We start from the raw sequence: 15,146 nt of genomic DNA, 5'->3' as shown, positions 1-15,146 counted from the left end.
CTATAGAGAAGGGTAATTCAGCGGCTAGAAAATTAATGAATTAAGTCTAAAGAAGTTCGGGCGGGTGGCGATAACTTAAAACGTGACAGGTTGAAGCAGAAAAATTCGCCTGGTACTAAAAAAATTCTAAAGGTTGTTAAACGGCAGACGATAACAACTTTGACGGCGCTGAAGCCGGCGGGTTGAAGCCCACACCTTAACCGAAAGACTTGATTAACAGGAAAATTCATCATGGCCCAAGTCATTAATACCAACAGCCTCTCGCTGATCACTCAGAACAACATCAACAAGAACCAGTCAGCTCTGTCTACTTCAATGGAGCGTCTGTCTTCTGGTTTACGTATCAACAGCGCGAAAGATGACGCTGCTGGTCAGGCAATTGCCAACCGTTTCACCTCTAACATCAAGGGCCTGACTCAGGCTGCTCGTAACGCTAACGACGGTATCTCTGCTGCGCAGACTACTGAAGGCGCGCTGTCAGAAATCAACAACAACTTACAGCGTATCCGTGAGTTGACTGTACAGGCTTCAAGCGGTACTAACTCTGATTCTGACAAATCTTCAATCCAGGACGAAATTAAATCACGTCTGGACGAGATTGACCGCGTATCTGGTCAGACTCAGTTCAACGGCGTGAACGTGCTGGCTAAAGATGGCAAAATGAACATCCAGGTTGGTGCAAACGATGGCGAAACCATCACTATCGACCTGAAAAAAATCGACTCTAAGACCCTGGGTCTGGATAGCTTCAACGTTAACGGTCCTGCTGGCACCCCAACTGCAGCTGGCGCAACTGAATTCAAAGCCGCTTACGGTTCAACTACCAACGTAACTGGCGCAACTGTTGCCGAAACAACTGCTGATGCACTGTCTACCCGTCTGGGTGTGGCTACATCTGGCGTTGCTGTAGACAGCGGTACCGTATACAAAGATGACAACGGCAAGATGTTTGCTAAAGTCACCGTGACTTCAGGCAGCGATGCTGAAACTAACAACCTGAAAGCTAATGGCTTTGATATCGCCAGCGGCGCAGCAGGTGCGAAAAGCTTCTTCGTAGCTGTTGATCCACAGTCAGCTGATACAGCAACAACTGCGGGTACCGCAGCATTCAAACTTGACACCTCTAACATGAGCCTGTCGAGCCTGACCACTGGCGCATCAGCTAGCCCACTGGCTAAACTGGATGAAGCGATTGCAAGCGTGGATAAGTTTCGTTCTTCACTGGGTGCGATTCAGAACCGTCTGAACTCAGCCGTGACTAACCTGAGCAACACCACCACAAACCTGTCAGCTGCACAGTCTCGTATTCAGGATGCTGATTACGCAACTGAAGTTTCAAACATGTCTAAAGCGCAGATCGTACAGCAGGCTGGTAACTCAGTGTTGGCGAAAGCTAACCAGGTTCCACAGCAGGTTCTGTCTCTGCTGCAGGGCTAATCGGTTCCCTCGGAATCCACGCAAAAACCCCGCCTCGGCGGGGTTTTTTTATGGCTTAAAAACAGGACCTGGCTATCGTTCTGGCAGATTAGGCCCTCTTTGCTGTTTTACTTCTCCGATTGAACCCAGACACAAAGATTATGCTAAAGCAAAATGTGCGCTGCTCTCAGTCTGTCATGACTCAGAGGAGTCAGTGAGAGAGAGTAAAATGCATCAACATGATCTTGTCAGCATCATCATTACCGCCGGCGCTTCAACCTGGTTTACAAACGCACTCGACAGCGCGCTCAGTCAGGATTACCCACATATTGAAATCATTGTGGCTGATTACAGTGACGCTTTTTTTGTTCATAAGAAGCTACAGGGTTATCTTGTCCGATACGGCCATCTTCTCCGCTATTTAAAAATCGATGACGGGACGGTACCGGCTTATCAGGCTGCCGTCAGCGCAGCGCGCGGAAAATATATTAAATTCCTGTCAGATGCCGATCTCCTGAAACCTGTCTGCGTCTCTACTTTAGTCTCCGGCCTGATTGCACATCCTGAGTGCCGTGTGGCGGTCTCCCGTCGGGAGCGGGTAGGTCCACAGGATGAAGTGCTGCCTGAGCTTATCTCAACATCGGCACTGAACAGTGAAAACAGCATTATCAACGGCCAGGATTTTCTGCGTAATCAGACACTGAAAGCGTACAGTCTGCCGGGAGAAATGACCGCCGCGCTGTTTTACCGCGAAGATCTTACCAGCAGCCTTATCGATCACTCACTGCTCACCACCGGAGATCCGGCATTGCAGGCGGTTCCGGCGCTGGTTATTTTTCACGATTTATTGAGGCACAGTCACCTTCTCTGGTTTGCCACGCCGCTGTGTAGCATTCGTGCTTCAGATGTGGAATTTCAGCCTCATCAGCGTGAAGGTAACGATATTTTCAGAGACGGGCGAGAGGTGTTATATAAAAAGATACGTAACGAAAGCTGGTTTAATGATGTCGACTATGAGCCACATCGGGCGCGCGTAGCTTCCACGGATCGACCTGATCTGTTTGGCCTTAAAAATCTTTCTGAAGAGCAGCAAAAGAACTTTACCTTAGACACGCTCGCGACGTGGAGAGCTTTACGCACCCTGAATCCGTTGCAGCATAATATGTTGGTGGATCTTGCCGCGACGCACACGCATCCCGTCAGCGTGCTGATCGTGATTACTGTTACAGAAGAGACCGTCACCGGTCTGGATACACTTTTAAAATCGATCGGCCAGACAGCGACAGTGGGCATTCGGTTTGAACCGGTTATCGTTACCATCGACGTAGCGCCTGACACGGACGCTGAATGCTATGCCGCAACAGAGCAGAGCCGAATCAGTGTCATCAATCAAATCATCCATGAACGTGAAGACCATTGGGCCATGTTTCTTGAGGCGACCACTATTCTACACGCCTCCGGTATGATCGCATTGAGCAAACTGTTACTCGTTCAAAACCATTATTTAGCACTCTATGCGGATGAATTTTTTTATATCGATAATGCACCACTCGGTGCCGCTTTCAGGCCCGATTTTAATCTTGATTTACTGCTCAGTTCGCCCAAAACGATGGCGCAACACTGGTTATTCCGACGAGAGTTGCTGTTAGCGGCGGAAGGACTGGATGCCGATTATCCCAATTCAGCAGAGTTTGATCTCATTGTTAAGCTGATTGAATCTCAGGGGTTTGAGAGTATCGGACACCTCGCTGAGCCGTTGTTAACAGGCCACCTGCAAAGCAGAGATATCCTTGAAGATGTGGCGATCATTGAGCGGCATTTGCATAACCGCGGCTACCCGGATGGACGGGCGGCATTAGATAAATTCTTCAATTACCGTTTACGATACAACCATCCCGATAAGCCGGTTGTCTCAATCATCATTCTGGCTAACTGGGATCTCGCCTCGCTGATTAGTTGCGTCACGACCGTGCTGGAAAAAACCACCTGGCACCAGTACGAAATGATAATCATCTCTGATAACCAGGGTACGCCTGAGCGGGACAAATGGTTGTCAGATATCGCAATAGTTGATCCTGTCCGCATTAAAACGGCAAGCTTTAACGGCGCATTCAGCCACAGTGCTATGGCTAATCTCGCCGCTGAACAGGCCACAGGAGACTATCTGCTTTTCATGCATTGTGAAATGGCGGTCACCGACGGTGAATGGCTCGATAATCTCCTGAATCATGGACTACGACCCGAAGTTTTTGCTGTGGGTGGAAAGCATCTCTCATCTGACAATAAGATCAGGCATGCGGGTTACGTCCTGGGTGTAAACGGTGCAGTGGGGGAAGTCTTCAGGGGTAATGATGACAAAGACGCCAACTATCTGGGGCGCATGAATGTCGATCAGAACTACAGTGCCGTTTCGGGTGATCTGGTGCTGATGCGCAAATCGGTATTCGACGAGCTGGGTGGATTTGATCAGGACAAGCGCTTATATGCTGATGTTGATCTGTGCCTGAAGGCACGGGAGCAGGGCTATCTGACGGTCTGGACACCTTATGCCCGCCTGCATCGTCCCGCAGCTCGCACCAGCCCGTTCCCGGATGAAACCGTGCACACGTCCAGTAAATTAAAACAGCTGGAAGAAGACAAAATTTATGCTGAATGGATGCCGGTTGTCGCCAGTGATCCTGCATATAACCAAAACCTTTCAATGCGAAGTCGTCACTTCGAACTACGAAATGACGATGTTAACTGGCTGCCGGTCAGAGCAGAAAATCTGCCCACTTTCCTTGCGCATAATGCCGATATTTACGGTTGCGGACATTACCGTATTACTCAACCGCTTGAGGCGATGATATCGGAAGGCGTTGCTCAGGGAAAAAGCGGCATGACACTGCTGACATTCAGTGAAATGGGGCAGTACAGACCCGATAGTCTGATTATCCAGCGCCGGTATGCGCCGGCATTTCATAACTGGATGGAGCGGGTCAGTAAACTTCACAACGTATTTAAAGTGTTTGAGCTGGACGATTACATCATCAATCTGCCCATGAAACATCATGGCCGTCACGTTTATAAGCAGGAGACGGCAAAATTAATACGTAAAAGCCTGAGCTTTTTTGACCGCTTTGTGGTTTCTACCGCACCACTGGCCGACGCGATGCGTGATATGCATCCGGATATCGTTGTGATGAAAAATCGCCTTCCTTCAGAGGCATGGGGCAGCCTTCGATCACTGCGTCAGCAGGGGAAAAAACCACGTGTTGGCTGGGCCGGTGGAGTAAGCCATCGCGGTGATCTTGAAATGATTTTCGATATCGTTCGGGAATTCTCGAATGACGTGGAATGGGTCTTTATGGGGATGTGTCCGGATAAACTCCGGCCTTATGTGCATGAAATCCACACTGGCGTTGACCTGAGCCTTTATCCTGCCGCGCTTGCGTCGTTAAATCTCGATCTGGCACTGGCACCGGTTGAAGACAATATCTTTAACGCCTGTAAAAGTAATCTGAGATTACTGGAATATGGTGCCTGTGGTGTACCGGTTATTTGCAGTAACGTTGCATGTTATCGGGATGACAATCTTCCGGTTACCCGAGTTAATAACCGGTTCATTGACTGGCGGGATGCTATTCGGATGCACCTCGCTGATCAAGATGCGAGCGAAAAAATGGGTATGGAATTGCAGGCTGAGATCCGACGCAACTGGATGCTGACAGGTGAAAACCTGCGCTTATGGGCAAAAGCGTGGCAGCCTTGATCCCTTTCCCAGGATTAACTTTTCAGGCTATCGGGTCTGACTTGTCAATAACCTGCGAATAGATAGCGCATATCGGTTGAGTAATTTCACTAATGTAGCAGGCCGGAGTGGCAATGTCTGAATTGAAGCACCCTTATTATATTTATTCACCTGACTATCGGGAGTCATCCGGGGGTATTCAGGCTTTGCACAAACTTTGCCACCAGATCAATCTGCATGGCGGCCACGCGTGGATGGTAAGCTGCGATATCATCAATCCTTCCTGGAATACGCCCATACTGGATGTGGGAATTTATAATGAGCATAAAAAAGCAGAGCTGATCCCCGTCGCGGTTTATTCCGAAATCTATTCAGGCAATCCAATTAACGCCGAAGTCTGCGTACGTTACATGTTAAATCATGAAGCACTGCTCAATGGTAATCGTCTCAATGAAACAGAAGAAGATCTCTTTTTCTGGTATAGCTCTCAGCTGATTGTCAAAGAGCCCCACGTTGATTTTTTAACGATGGTAGGCCCGGATTTAGAGATGTTCTCGGATGACGGCAGAGAAAAAACGACAAAATTGCTTTATCTCAATCGGGTACCCGAAGAGAAAGTTGATTTTTCTGCCTTTCCGGACGATATCACTATTATTTCTGTTAGAAATCCTCGTCCTCTGGCGGAACTGGCAGAGATTTTAAAGTCAGCCACCGTGATGTATACCTTCGAATGGTCCGGTACCTGCAACCTGGCCGCGCTGTGCGGGGTGCCTGTAGTTTCTTTGGTCGCCCGGGGTTATGAAAAACTCGCAATCTCTGACGCGTCGATTCGCGATATGGGCGGGGCGGGCGTTTGCTTTAGTGACGACCCTGCAGAATTGCAGCGCACGCGTTCCGGGCTTTATAAAGTCCGTGACCATATGAGAACGTTTGAAGCAAATTTCTCACAGCAACTTATGCATTTTTTCAGTAAAACGCAGAAGGCTGCACAGAAGAAAAGTGAAGAGAAGTTCGTAGCAACGGAAAACTGGCTGGTCCGCTATCCCGTGCCTGAACGATCTCTGGCCGGAACGAATGGCGCTTTATCTCTCAGCGTTGTGGTTGTGGATGACAAAAAATCACCGCAGGCACTCGACACAACACTCTCCTTGCTTCATACGCTGGGCGTGGATATTCAGATCTACTCGGTTGTGGCAACAGGCGATGAGAGCCTTAAACCGGAAAATTTCAGCCGCTGGCTGAGTCACCTGCTTGTTGAAGACCAGAATGAATGGATACTTTTCCTGCGTGCCGGTGATCGGATTTACCCGGATATATTCTCTGGACTCTCTGTTTTCAGGGAAAAAATATGTACATCCTTGGCATTTTATTCAGACAGGATCGTCTTGCATAAGGAAGAAATCATTGAGTCACATTTTCTGCCTGATTTCGATCTGGATTACTTTTTAGCGCTACCGGAACGCTTTACCAGGGGGGCTTTCTTCAGACGTGAATTATGCATAGAGGTCATTAAATCGCGCGACATCTCACACCAGACTGTAGAGATGGATTTTATGTTGCAGTTGGTTAATGCAGGGCTTAGCGCTGATATTCAGCATGTCCCGCTACCTTTACTGGCGTTATCATTAACAGAAAATGACAATCACCTGTTGAAGCAATCTTTGCTGGCAGAGCATCTGACCCTTAGAGGATGCAGCAATGCGCTGATTGAAAGAAAGAATAATGCTTTTAATATAGATTTTAATGCGTCAGACATTAAAAAGCTTACCGTCATCATTGTCGTAGAAGATGAAATTCTTAATGTTAAGCGGCTTCTGTCGACCTTTGTGGATACTGTCGCCGATATTGACTACGAAATTATTTTCATTGATAACTATTCAGCGGGCGAGAACGTCAGATCATGGCTATCCTCACTGTCTGATATCAATGAGGATGTCTTCAGAGTCTATTTTGTTCAGGAAAAAATCAATATCGTTAGTGCGCTGAATTATGCTCTATCAGAGGCAAGAGGCGATTTTACGCTTTATCTTTCATGCGGGATTTATTTTAACAATAAATTGTGGCTTAACGCCTTATTGAATCACTGCAGCCGACCTGAACTTTTAGCCTGCGCACCCTTTTTAACAGATAAACGCAGCTATCTCTATTCCCCAGGCGTGCTGGAAGGAGATATGCGCTGCTGCTACAGTCCGTCCTGCACAGCGGACCCGCTGAACGGGATGTACGCACCGGAACTGAGCGTTCCCCGACAACATTTACTACTCAGCAGTGAATGTATCATGCTAAGAACCGCGGCGTGCCATGAGGCGGGAGGACTGGATGAACACTTCCCGACGATAAATGAGGCGATCAGCGATCTGCTGCTGAGGGCGTCTGACAAAGAAACGGTAATATTAGCGGTGCCTCAGTCGCGGATATGCTGCGATGACATCGTTTCTGACGCAGAACGCATCCCTGTTGATTCTCTCTTTTATGAAAAATGGATCGACCGCTTATCCCGCGATCCTGTTGTTAATCCTAACCTCTCCTGGAAAGGTGAGCATTTAGTCCGGGAGAATAATCGTTCGCTGATAGCAGCACGGCAGGGTTTAAAACCTGATGTGTTATTTTTATTTAATGCCGAAGACTCTACGGAAGTGCAGCGCGTTAAAGAACGCTCGCTGTCAGTTTCGCAAGCCGGTAATGGCATACATAACTTAATGTGTCAGCATTTATCTGTTGCTGAGCTTTACAGAATGAAGCCTGCTTGTGTTGTTCTGAGCGATGTCATTGCCCATAAAAACGGGCGGCTGTTCAGAAACAGACATCTTTTCCCTGACACCCGTTTTATTGTTGAGGTTCAGCGTGAACCGTCCTGCGTATGGTCGTGATGAGATCCTGCGGAACACTGACCTACTGGTAGTGAGAAACACCGCTGCGCTGAAATTGTTCAGCCACAAAAATGTAGTCCTTCAGGCTGACAAACTCGGTACAGACTGGCAGCATTTAATCCGGGCCCGCCCGGTTCCGCCCGAAAATCACGATAAGCCCAGAGTGGGTATCGTGCTGTCGGATCTGCTACCGGAAGACTGGCGACATATTGAGGTGCTTATCAAAGAGATGAGTGAAGATATCTGCTGGATTATTTACGGTGCCTGTCCTGACGCATGGAAAACGGCTATTCATGAATATCATCGTAAAGTGCCGCAAAACAGATTGCCGGAGATGTTTCAGTCGCTCAGGTTAAATCTTGCACTTGCCCCCCTTTCAGATTCTTTACTGAATCAGGCGGAAGGGCATCGGGTTATTGCACAGTTAGGTGCCTGTGGTTACCCGGTGCTTGCCAGCGATCATGATGCTTATAAAGAGATAATGAGCGTTGAGCGCATTAAAAATAAAACGTCGCAGTGGCGATTTATGATCAACAAAATGATCAGTAATCCCCTTTTGTTACGCAGCCTGGGTGAAAATATCTATCATGAAGTTAATGCAGAGTGGATTTATCAGCCAGGTGAACTGCCCGCATGGCTGACCCGCAAAGTTCATTAAAAGAGGAGGGTGGGTACGTTAGCGTATTCATCCTGCTCATGATTTTTCGCAGCTCATGGCTTATATTAGCCAGGTAATGATGATCCCCTGACCCGTTACAGTTCCCCCTCAGCCTGCCGATAACCCTCTACAGAACAACATCATTAATGATTTTCACTTTGTGGAGTGTCTATGCGCTTCAATTATGACCTGTTACCGGGTGAGCGGCTGACCTTTGAAGAGATCGCCCGGCGTTATGCTCTGCAATACCCTGATGATAAAGAGCTGACGGCGCGCGCCTTGCTGAGTCCGTCAACCGGACTGCGCACGCTGAAAATCCGCGCGGTGTTCGCGCAGGAAGAGAGCAACAGTCCGCTGGAGGATCTGCTGTTCATCTCCCATGACAACGAACGTAAAAATTACCTGCGTCGCTTTGAGCACTACCTTAAGCAGAATCTCTCCTTCCTCTATTTCCGTCGCAGCGATAGCGAGAAGCGCGACAACCTGTGGAAAGTGATGGGCAGCAGCCAGGTCTTCGCGATGATCGATCCGCAATCCGCCACGGCACAGAATCTGCTGAACAGTCGCGGCTATAAACTGGTCCTGATGCATCAGGATGATGAAGACGCTTACTGGCAGCTTTTCAATCCACAGGCGGATCCCTGTTTTCCGCAGTCGCAGCGCATTCAGTTCATCGTGGTGCTGAGTACGCCGCAGCATAAAGTCCCGGCGGCAGTGATGCCGGGAACTGAGGTCGGGCGTCGTGTCAAAGCCCGGGTGCTGCAGCGCGCCAGCCAGGCGGAATTCAGCGCCGGTGTCAAAGCCCGCTACGGCGCCTGTGTGATGACCGGCACCGAGCTGACCGAACGGCATAACTGGCCGTGGGTGGAAGCCTGTCATATCGACACGCAGGAAGGGGATGACGGTGTACTGGCAGATAACAGCATCGATAACGGCCTGTTTTTACGCAGTGATTTGCAGCGGCTGTTTATTAATCGACTGATTAGCATTGATGGTGAATCGGGCGAGATTCTGGTGCATCCTGGCGAGGAGGCGCAGCAGCATCTTGCGCCCTGGTATCAGGAACTGGAAGGTCGCGTCTGCAGCCTGTGGGCTGCAGTGCCGCCCGCCACCCGGCAACGTCTGCGCGCCCGTCGTTAATCCCTGCTGAAGGGTGCAGAAGGATCTGCACTCTGACGTAACAAAAATGAAATAGCCTCGTTTTACCCCGCCTATTCAGCCAATCGAAAACGCTACAGAATTGGATAATCATGCCGATAACTTCATTAACGCAGGGTAGTCAACGTGAACGATTTCTATACCGCCGAAGGCGTGATGGACAAGCATTCGCTCTGGCAGCGCTACGTGCCGCTGGTGCGCCATGAAGCGTTGCGTCTGCAGGTTCGCCTGCCGGCCAGTGTTGAGCTTGACGACTTGCTGCAGGCGGGTGGGATAGGGCTGTTAAATGCCGTAGAGCGTTATGACGCGCTCCAGGGTACAGCCTTTACCACCTATGCCGTGCAGCGTATTCGTGGCGCCATGCTCGACGAGCTTCGTAGTCGGGACTGGGCACCGCGCAGTGTGCGTCGTAATGCACGCGAGGTGGCCGGAGCAATGCACAGAGTGGAACAGTCGCTGGGGCGTTCTGCCTCTGAGCAGGAAGTGGCGCAGCAGCTGAATGTTTCCATGGAGGAGTACCGGCAGATCCTGCTGGACACCAACAACAGTCAACTTTTCTCCTACGACGAGTATCGGGAAGAGCACGGCGACAGCGCGGAGCTGGTGACGGAAGGCCATGAAGAGGCTAATCCGCTTCATCAGTTGCTTGAAGGGAGTCTGCGTGAGCGCGTCATTGAAGCGATCGAAGCGTTACCCGATCGTGAAAAGATGGTGCTGACACTGTACTACCAGGAAGAACTGAACCTGAAAGAGATTGGGGCGGTGCTTGACGTGGGTGAATCCCGTGTCAGCCAGCTGCACAGTCAGGCGATTAAACGCCTGCGTGCCCGACTTGCGGGAGCGCGCTAGCAGTATCAGTTCCTGGCGATTCAAAATTATAAAAAACCGGGGACTCAGTAATGGGAGCCAAGACCAAGGCCAGACCGTTAAGTCGTTATCTTAAAGACTATAAACACAGCCAGAGCAACTGTTCACACTGTGGCAAGGTATTAGATCGAATGGCGCTCGTTTTTCGTGGCCAGATCATCAATAAAGAGGCCATCGCTCGGATGGACCAGATGATTGATGAGCAGCTGTGGCTGAAACTTCAGCCCGAACTGACCGCGCTTTGTCGTTTTTGCAGTGATATTTTTTGTAATACCCATCCTAATTACTTCGACATAATGGCGTTTAAACAGTATCTGTTTGAACAGACAGAGATGAGCCCCAGCACGATTCGTGAATATGTGGTGCGGCTGCGTCGTCTGGATGAGATGCTGAAAGCCAGAAATTTCCCGGCCGACAGGCTTCAGGGAAATAGCTGGCATCAGTGTCTGGAAAGCGATCTGCCCGATGCCGGTAATAACAATTACCGCATCGCGCTGCGCAAGTACGATCAGTTCTTAGGCTGGCAGCAGGGTTAACCCTGATCTGCACCGATTGCTCCCCCGCGTGCCTGCGGCACGTTCCCCTTTTGCCCGCCAGCCGGGTAAAAGGGAAGGGGGAGCACGGCGCTTCTTTCTCCTGCAACTTTCACTACACATCTGTCTCATCGCATCTGCTGACACCTGAATCAGGGTGATCCTTTTCGCATCTTCTGCAACACTGTAAGGATAAATTGAATGCCCGAACGGAGGCAGCATTGTCTTTACATCTGTTACACCAATTCCCGCGTCTTGAACTGCTGGGCGCACCCACACCGTTAGAACATCTGCCACGGCTCTCTGACTATCTGGGTCGCGATATTTTCATCAAACGCGATGATTTCACGCCTGTGGCGATGGGCGGTAATAAGCTGCGCAAGCTGGAATTTCTGGCGGCGGACGCGCTGCGTGAAGGCGCCGATGTGCTGCTGACCGCGGGCGCAATCCAGTCTAATCATGTGCGTCAGACGGCGGCAGTCGCGGCCCGGCTTGGCCTGAAGTGCGTGGCATTGCTGGAAAACCCGATTGGCACCCACGCAGAAAACTACCTGAGCAACGGCAACCGACTGTTACTGGATCTGATGGACGCTGAAGTGGTCATGGTGGATGCGCTGACTAACCCTGCGGAACAGCTGGCTGAACAGGCCGCGCGTCTGGAAGCTCAGGGTTTCCGCCCTTACATCGTGCCGGTCGGCGGCTCAAATGCGCTGGGTGCACTAGGCTATGTAGAGTGCGCGCAGGAGATTGCTCATCAGAGCGAAGGTGTGGTCGATTTCGCCGCCGTGGTCGTGGCCTCGGGCAGTGCCGGCACCCATGCCGGACTGGCGGTGGGTCTGGAGCATCTGCTGCCGGAGACCGAGCTGGTGGGCGTCACCGTTTCACGGCAGGTTGAGGCGCAGTTGCCGCTGGTGGAGCGGCTGCGTCAGTCGCTGGCGGAAACACTGGAAGTGCAGGCTAAGGCACCGATTACCCTGTGGGATGATTACTTTGCGCCACGCTACGGTGAACCTAATGATGAAGGCATGGCTGCGGTGAAACTGCTGGCGCGGCTGGAAGGGATCCTGCTGGACCCGGTCTACACCGGTAAGGCGATGGCCGGACTGCTGGATGGCGTGGGCCAGAATCGTTTCCGCCGTGAAGGTCCGTTGCTGTTTATTCATACGGGCGGCGCACCGGCGTTATTTGCTTATCATTCTTCGGTCTGAGACAAGCGAATAAAACAGTTTATACTCCGTGGGTTATCCTTCCGGACTGGCAGCGACAAGCCGTGCTGCCCTTATAAAAACACACACACAATACTGTCAATAATGGGGTGAATATGTCCTTTTCTCGTGCAGGTCGTCAGATGGTGATGGGCGTCATGGCCGTGGCGCTGATTGCTGGCGTCAACGTTAAAACCTTTGCTGCGGAAAATCTGCTGAACAAAATTAAAGAGCGCGGCACGCTGCTGGTGGGTCTGGAAGGCACCTATCCGCCATTCAGTTTCCAGGATGAAAAGGGCAAGCTGACCGGCTTTGAAGTGGAATTCGCGGAACAACTGGCACAGCACATGGGCGTCAAGGCGAGCCTGAAACCGACCAAATGGGACGGCATGCTGGCCTCACTCGACGCGAAGCGCATCGATGTGGTCATCAACCAGGTCACCATCTCTGATGAGCGTAAGAAGAAGTATGACTTCTCCACGCCATACACGGTCTCCGGTATTCAGGCGCTGACCATGAAAGCCAATGCGAACACCATCACCAAACCTGCTGATCTTGCCGGTAAAAAGGTGGGCGTCGGTCTGGGCACTAACTACGAGCAGTGGCTGCGTGAGAATGTGAAGGGCGTGGACATCCGTACCTATGATGATGACCCGACGAAATATCAGGATCTGCGCTCTGGCCGTCTGAATGCCATTCTGGTTGACCGTCTGGCTGCGCTGGATCTGGTGAAGAAAACGGGCAATACCATGGCGGTCGCGGGTGATGCGTTCTCCCGTCAGGAATCGGGCGTGGCGGTACGTAAAGGCAACGACGACCTGCTGAAAGCGATCGACCAGGCTATTGCTGACATGCAGAAAGATGGCTCGCTGAGCAAGCTGTCTCAGAAATGGTTTGGCGCGGACGTGACGAAATAATGCAGGAAAGTCTTCAACTGGTGCTGGATTCAGCACCTTTTTTATTAAAAGGCGCGCTGTTTACGCTGCAGCTCAGCATCGGCGGCATGTTCTTTGGCCTGCTGCTGGGCTTTATTCTGGCGCTGATGCGTCTGTCGCGCTTCTGGCCGGTTCGCTGGCTGGCGCGGATCTATGTCTCGATCTTTCGTGGCACGCCGCTGATCGCCCAGCTGTTTATGATCTATTACGGCCTGCCGCAGTTTGGCATTGAGCTGGATCCGATCCCCTCCGCGATGATTGGTCTTTCCCTGAATACGGCGGCTTATGCCTCAGAGTCACTGCGCGGCGCGATTTCATCAATTGAGCGCGGGCAGTGGGAAGCGGCGGCAAGTATCGGCATGACGCGCTGGCAAACCCTGCGCCGGGTGATCCTGCCCCAGGCAGCCCGCACCGCGCTGCCCCCGCTGGGCAACAGCTTTATCAGCCTGGTGAAAGATACCTCGCTGGCGGCGACCATTCAGGTGCCGGAGCTGTTCCGTCAGGCACAGTTGATCACCTCACGCACGCTGGAAGTCTTTACTATGTATCTGGCAGCGTCGCTGATCTACTGGGTGATGGCAACGGTGTTATCTGCGTTGCAGAACCGGCTGGAACAGCATGTTAATCGTCAGGATTCGGAGTCGAAATGAGTGCCATCGAAGTCAGAAAGCTGGTGAAGTCTTTTAACGGCCAGACGGTGCTGCACGACATCGACCTTGATGTGGCCGCCGGTGAAGTGGTGGCCATTATCGGCCCCAGCGGATCAGGTAAAACCACGCTGCTGCGCAGTATCAATCTGCTGGAAGTGCCGGATAGCGGCACCATCCGGGTCGGGGAGATTACCGTTGATGCGGCGCTGGCACAGAGTAAGCAGAAAGAGCAGGTGCGTCGTCTGCGTCAGCAGGTCGGGTTTGTCTTTCAGAACTTCAATCTGTTTCCGCATCGTTCAGTGATGGAGAACATTATTGAAGGGCCGGTTATCGTTAAAGGCGAAGCGAAAGCGGATGCGGTAGCCCGCGCCCGCACGCTGCTGGAGAAGGTCGGGCTGCACGGCAAAGAAGAGAGCTATCCGCGCCGTCTGTCTGGCGGGCAGCAACAGCGCGTGGCGATTGCGCGTGCGCTGGCGATGCGGCCGGAAGTGATCCTGTTCGATGAACCGACCTCGGCGCTGGATCCGGAGCTGGTGGGTGAGGTGCTCAGCACCATTCGCGCGCTGGCCGAAGAGAAACGCACCATGGTCATCGTCACGCATGAGATGAGCTTTGCCCGTGATGTGGCTGACCGCGCCATTTTTATGGATCAGGGACGGATTGTGGAGCAGGGCGAAGCGAAAGCGTTGTTCAGTAACCCTCAGCAGCCGCGTACCCGTCAGTTCCTTGATAAATTTCTGAATCAGTAATCCACACTGCCTTCCCCGGAAGGCAGTTTTAACCCGTTTAAAACCCTCATTTTTTAAGCTGCCACTGGCTATGGTCACGCTATTAGCAGGCGCAATATCATAAATAACTCTGCCGCAGTTAAACCTTTTGGCACATCTGACAAATCTTTTCTTTTCATCGGGGATATATTGGCTTTTCCCGTTGCCACTTTCTCTTAATTATATTTTCTGAATTATGAAGCAATATTATCCTTTAAGCAGGCTGCGGCACTGCTAATTAGCGTATTGCGTCGATATTAATAAGTGTAAGGAAACGTTCTGCTAAGTAAATAACTGTGGTAACAGGGCCACGCAGCGGCTTTTAAGAGTTTCGCTACATTCATCACCGGTTCAATG

11 protein-coding genes are annotated in these 15,146 nt (G+C 51.1%); all 11 read left to right on the top strand.

The features are described 5' to 3' along the window. Nucleotides 1-231: 231 nt before the first annotated feature. The 11 genes from FOV68_RS03370 (at nucleotide 232) to tcyN (ending at nucleotide 14,771) form a co-directional block, all read left to right on the top strand. Nucleotides 232-1,437, top strand: coding sequence for a FliC/FljB family flagellin (locus FOV68_RS03370; protein WP_069026443.1), 1,206 nt, complete (start codon nucleotides 232-234; stop codon nucleotides 1,435-1,437). Nucleotides 1,438-1,645: 208 nt separating this feature from the next. Further along, entirely contained in the window at nucleotides 1,646-5,167 is a 3,522-nt protein-coding gene (locus FOV68_RS03365; RefSeq protein ID WP_143990463.1) for a glycosyltransferase, read from the top strand. 113 nt (nucleotides 5,168-5,280) lie between these two features. Next, nucleotides 5,281-8,016, top strand: coding sequence for a glycosyltransferase family A protein (locus FOV68_RS03360; RefSeq protein ID WP_255473591.1), 2,736 nt, complete (start codon nucleotides 5,281-5,283; stop codon nucleotides 8,014-8,016). After that, nucleotides 7,991-8,674, top strand: a complete 684-nt coding sequence (locus tag FOV68_RS24260) for a hypothetical protein (RefSeq protein WP_255473590.1) — start codon at nucleotides 7,991-7,993, stop codon at nucleotides 8,672-8,674. Before FOV68_RS03360 ends, FOV68_RS24260 begins: the two co-directional genes overlap by 26 nt. Nucleotides 8,675-8,845: 171 nt before the next feature. After that, nucleotides 8,846-9,814: an HNH endonuclease signature motif containing protein gene (locus FOV68_RS03355; RefSeq protein WP_010247595.1), complete on the top strand. Its 969-nt coding sequence runs from the start codon at nucleotides 8,846-8,848 to the stop codon at nucleotides 9,812-9,814. Between the two features lie 144 nt (nucleotides 9,815-9,958). After that, on the top strand, nucleotides 9,959-10,681 hold the full coding sequence (locus tag FOV68_RS03350) for an RNA polymerase sigma factor FliA (RefSeq protein ID WP_003854529.1): 723 nt from the start codon (nucleotides 9,959-9,961) through the stop codon (nucleotides 10,679-10,681). 50 nt (nucleotides 10,682-10,731) lie between these two features. Continuing rightward, nucleotides 10,732-11,235: a flagella biosynthesis regulatory protein FliZ gene (gene fliZ / locus FOV68_RS03345; protein WP_010247591.1), complete on the top strand. Its 504-nt coding sequence runs from the start codon at nucleotides 10,732-10,734 to the stop codon at nucleotides 11,233-11,235. Nucleotides 11,236-11,453: 218 nt separating this feature from the next. Next, nucleotides 11,454-12,440 (top strand): D-cysteine desulfhydrase, encoded by a 987-nt coding sequence (locus tag FOV68_RS03340; RefSeq protein ID WP_143990310.1) that lies wholly within the window; start codon nucleotides 11,454-11,456, stop codon nucleotides 12,438-12,440. Nucleotides 12,441-12,553: 113 nt separating this feature from the next. Then, nucleotides 12,554-13,354, top strand: coding sequence for a cystine ABC transporter substrate-binding protein (gene tcyJ, locus FOV68_RS03335; protein WP_033787602.1), 801 nt, complete (start codon nucleotides 12,554-12,556; stop codon nucleotides 13,352-13,354). Next, nucleotides 13,354-14,022, top strand: coding sequence for a cystine ABC transporter permease (gene tcyL, locus FOV68_RS03330; protein ID WP_003854540.1), 669 nt, complete (start codon nucleotides 13,354-13,356; stop codon nucleotides 14,020-14,022). Before tcyJ ends, tcyL begins: the two co-directional genes overlap by 1 nt. Further along, the gene (gene tcyN, locus FOV68_RS03325) at nucleotides 14,019-14,771 is read left to right on the top strand and encodes an L-cystine ABC transporter ATP-binding protein TcyN (protein ID WP_010247571.1); all 753 of its coding nucleotides are present in this window, start codon (nucleotides 14,019-14,021) and stop codon (nucleotides 14,769-14,771) included. The genes tcyL and tcyN overlap by 4 nt, the downstream gene beginning before the upstream one ends. Nucleotides 14,772-15,146 lie beyond the last annotated feature (375 nt).

Source organism: Pantoea sp. paga, from assembly GCF_007558755.1.
In the GTDB taxonomy this organism is placed as follows: domain Bacteria; phylum Pseudomonadota; class Gammaproteobacteria; order Enterobacterales; family Enterobacteriaceae; genus Pantoea; species Pantoea agglomerans.
This window is presented reverse-complemented; position numbering and strand designations above follow the sequence as displayed.

Excerpts from the sequence above, each read along its gene's own strand:
- FOV68_RS03370 (WP_069026443.1), top strand. The coding sequence starts at position 232 with ATGGCCCAAGTCATTAATACCAACAGCCTCTCGCTGATCACTCAGAAC.
- FOV68_RS03365 (WP_143990463.1), top strand. The coding sequence starts at position 1,646 with ATGCATCAACATGATCTTGTCAGCATCATCATTACCGCCGGCGCTTCA.
- FOV68_RS03360 (WP_255473591.1), top strand. The coding sequence starts at position 5,281 with ATGTCTGAATTGAAGCACCCTTATTATATTTATTCACCTGACTATCGG.
- FOV68_RS03355 (WP_010247595.1), top strand. The coding sequence starts at position 8,846 with ATGCGCTTCAATTATGACCTGTTACCGGGTGAGCGGCTGACCTTTGAA.
- fliZ (WP_010247591.1), top strand. The coding sequence starts at position 10,732 with ATGGGAGCCAAGACCAAGGCCAGACCGTTAAGTCGTTATCTTAAAGAC.
- tcyJ (WP_033787602.1), top strand. The coding sequence starts at position 12,554 with ATGTCCTTTTCTCGTGCAGGTCGTCAGATGGTGATGGGCGTCATGGCC.
- tcyL (WP_003854540.1), top strand. The coding sequence starts at position 13,354 with ATGCAGGAAAGTCTTCAACTGGTGCTGGATTCAGCACCTTTTTTATTA.
- tcyN (WP_010247571.1), top strand. The coding sequence starts at position 14,019 with ATGAGTGCCATCGAAGTCAGAAAGCTGGTGAAGTCTTTTAACGGCCAG.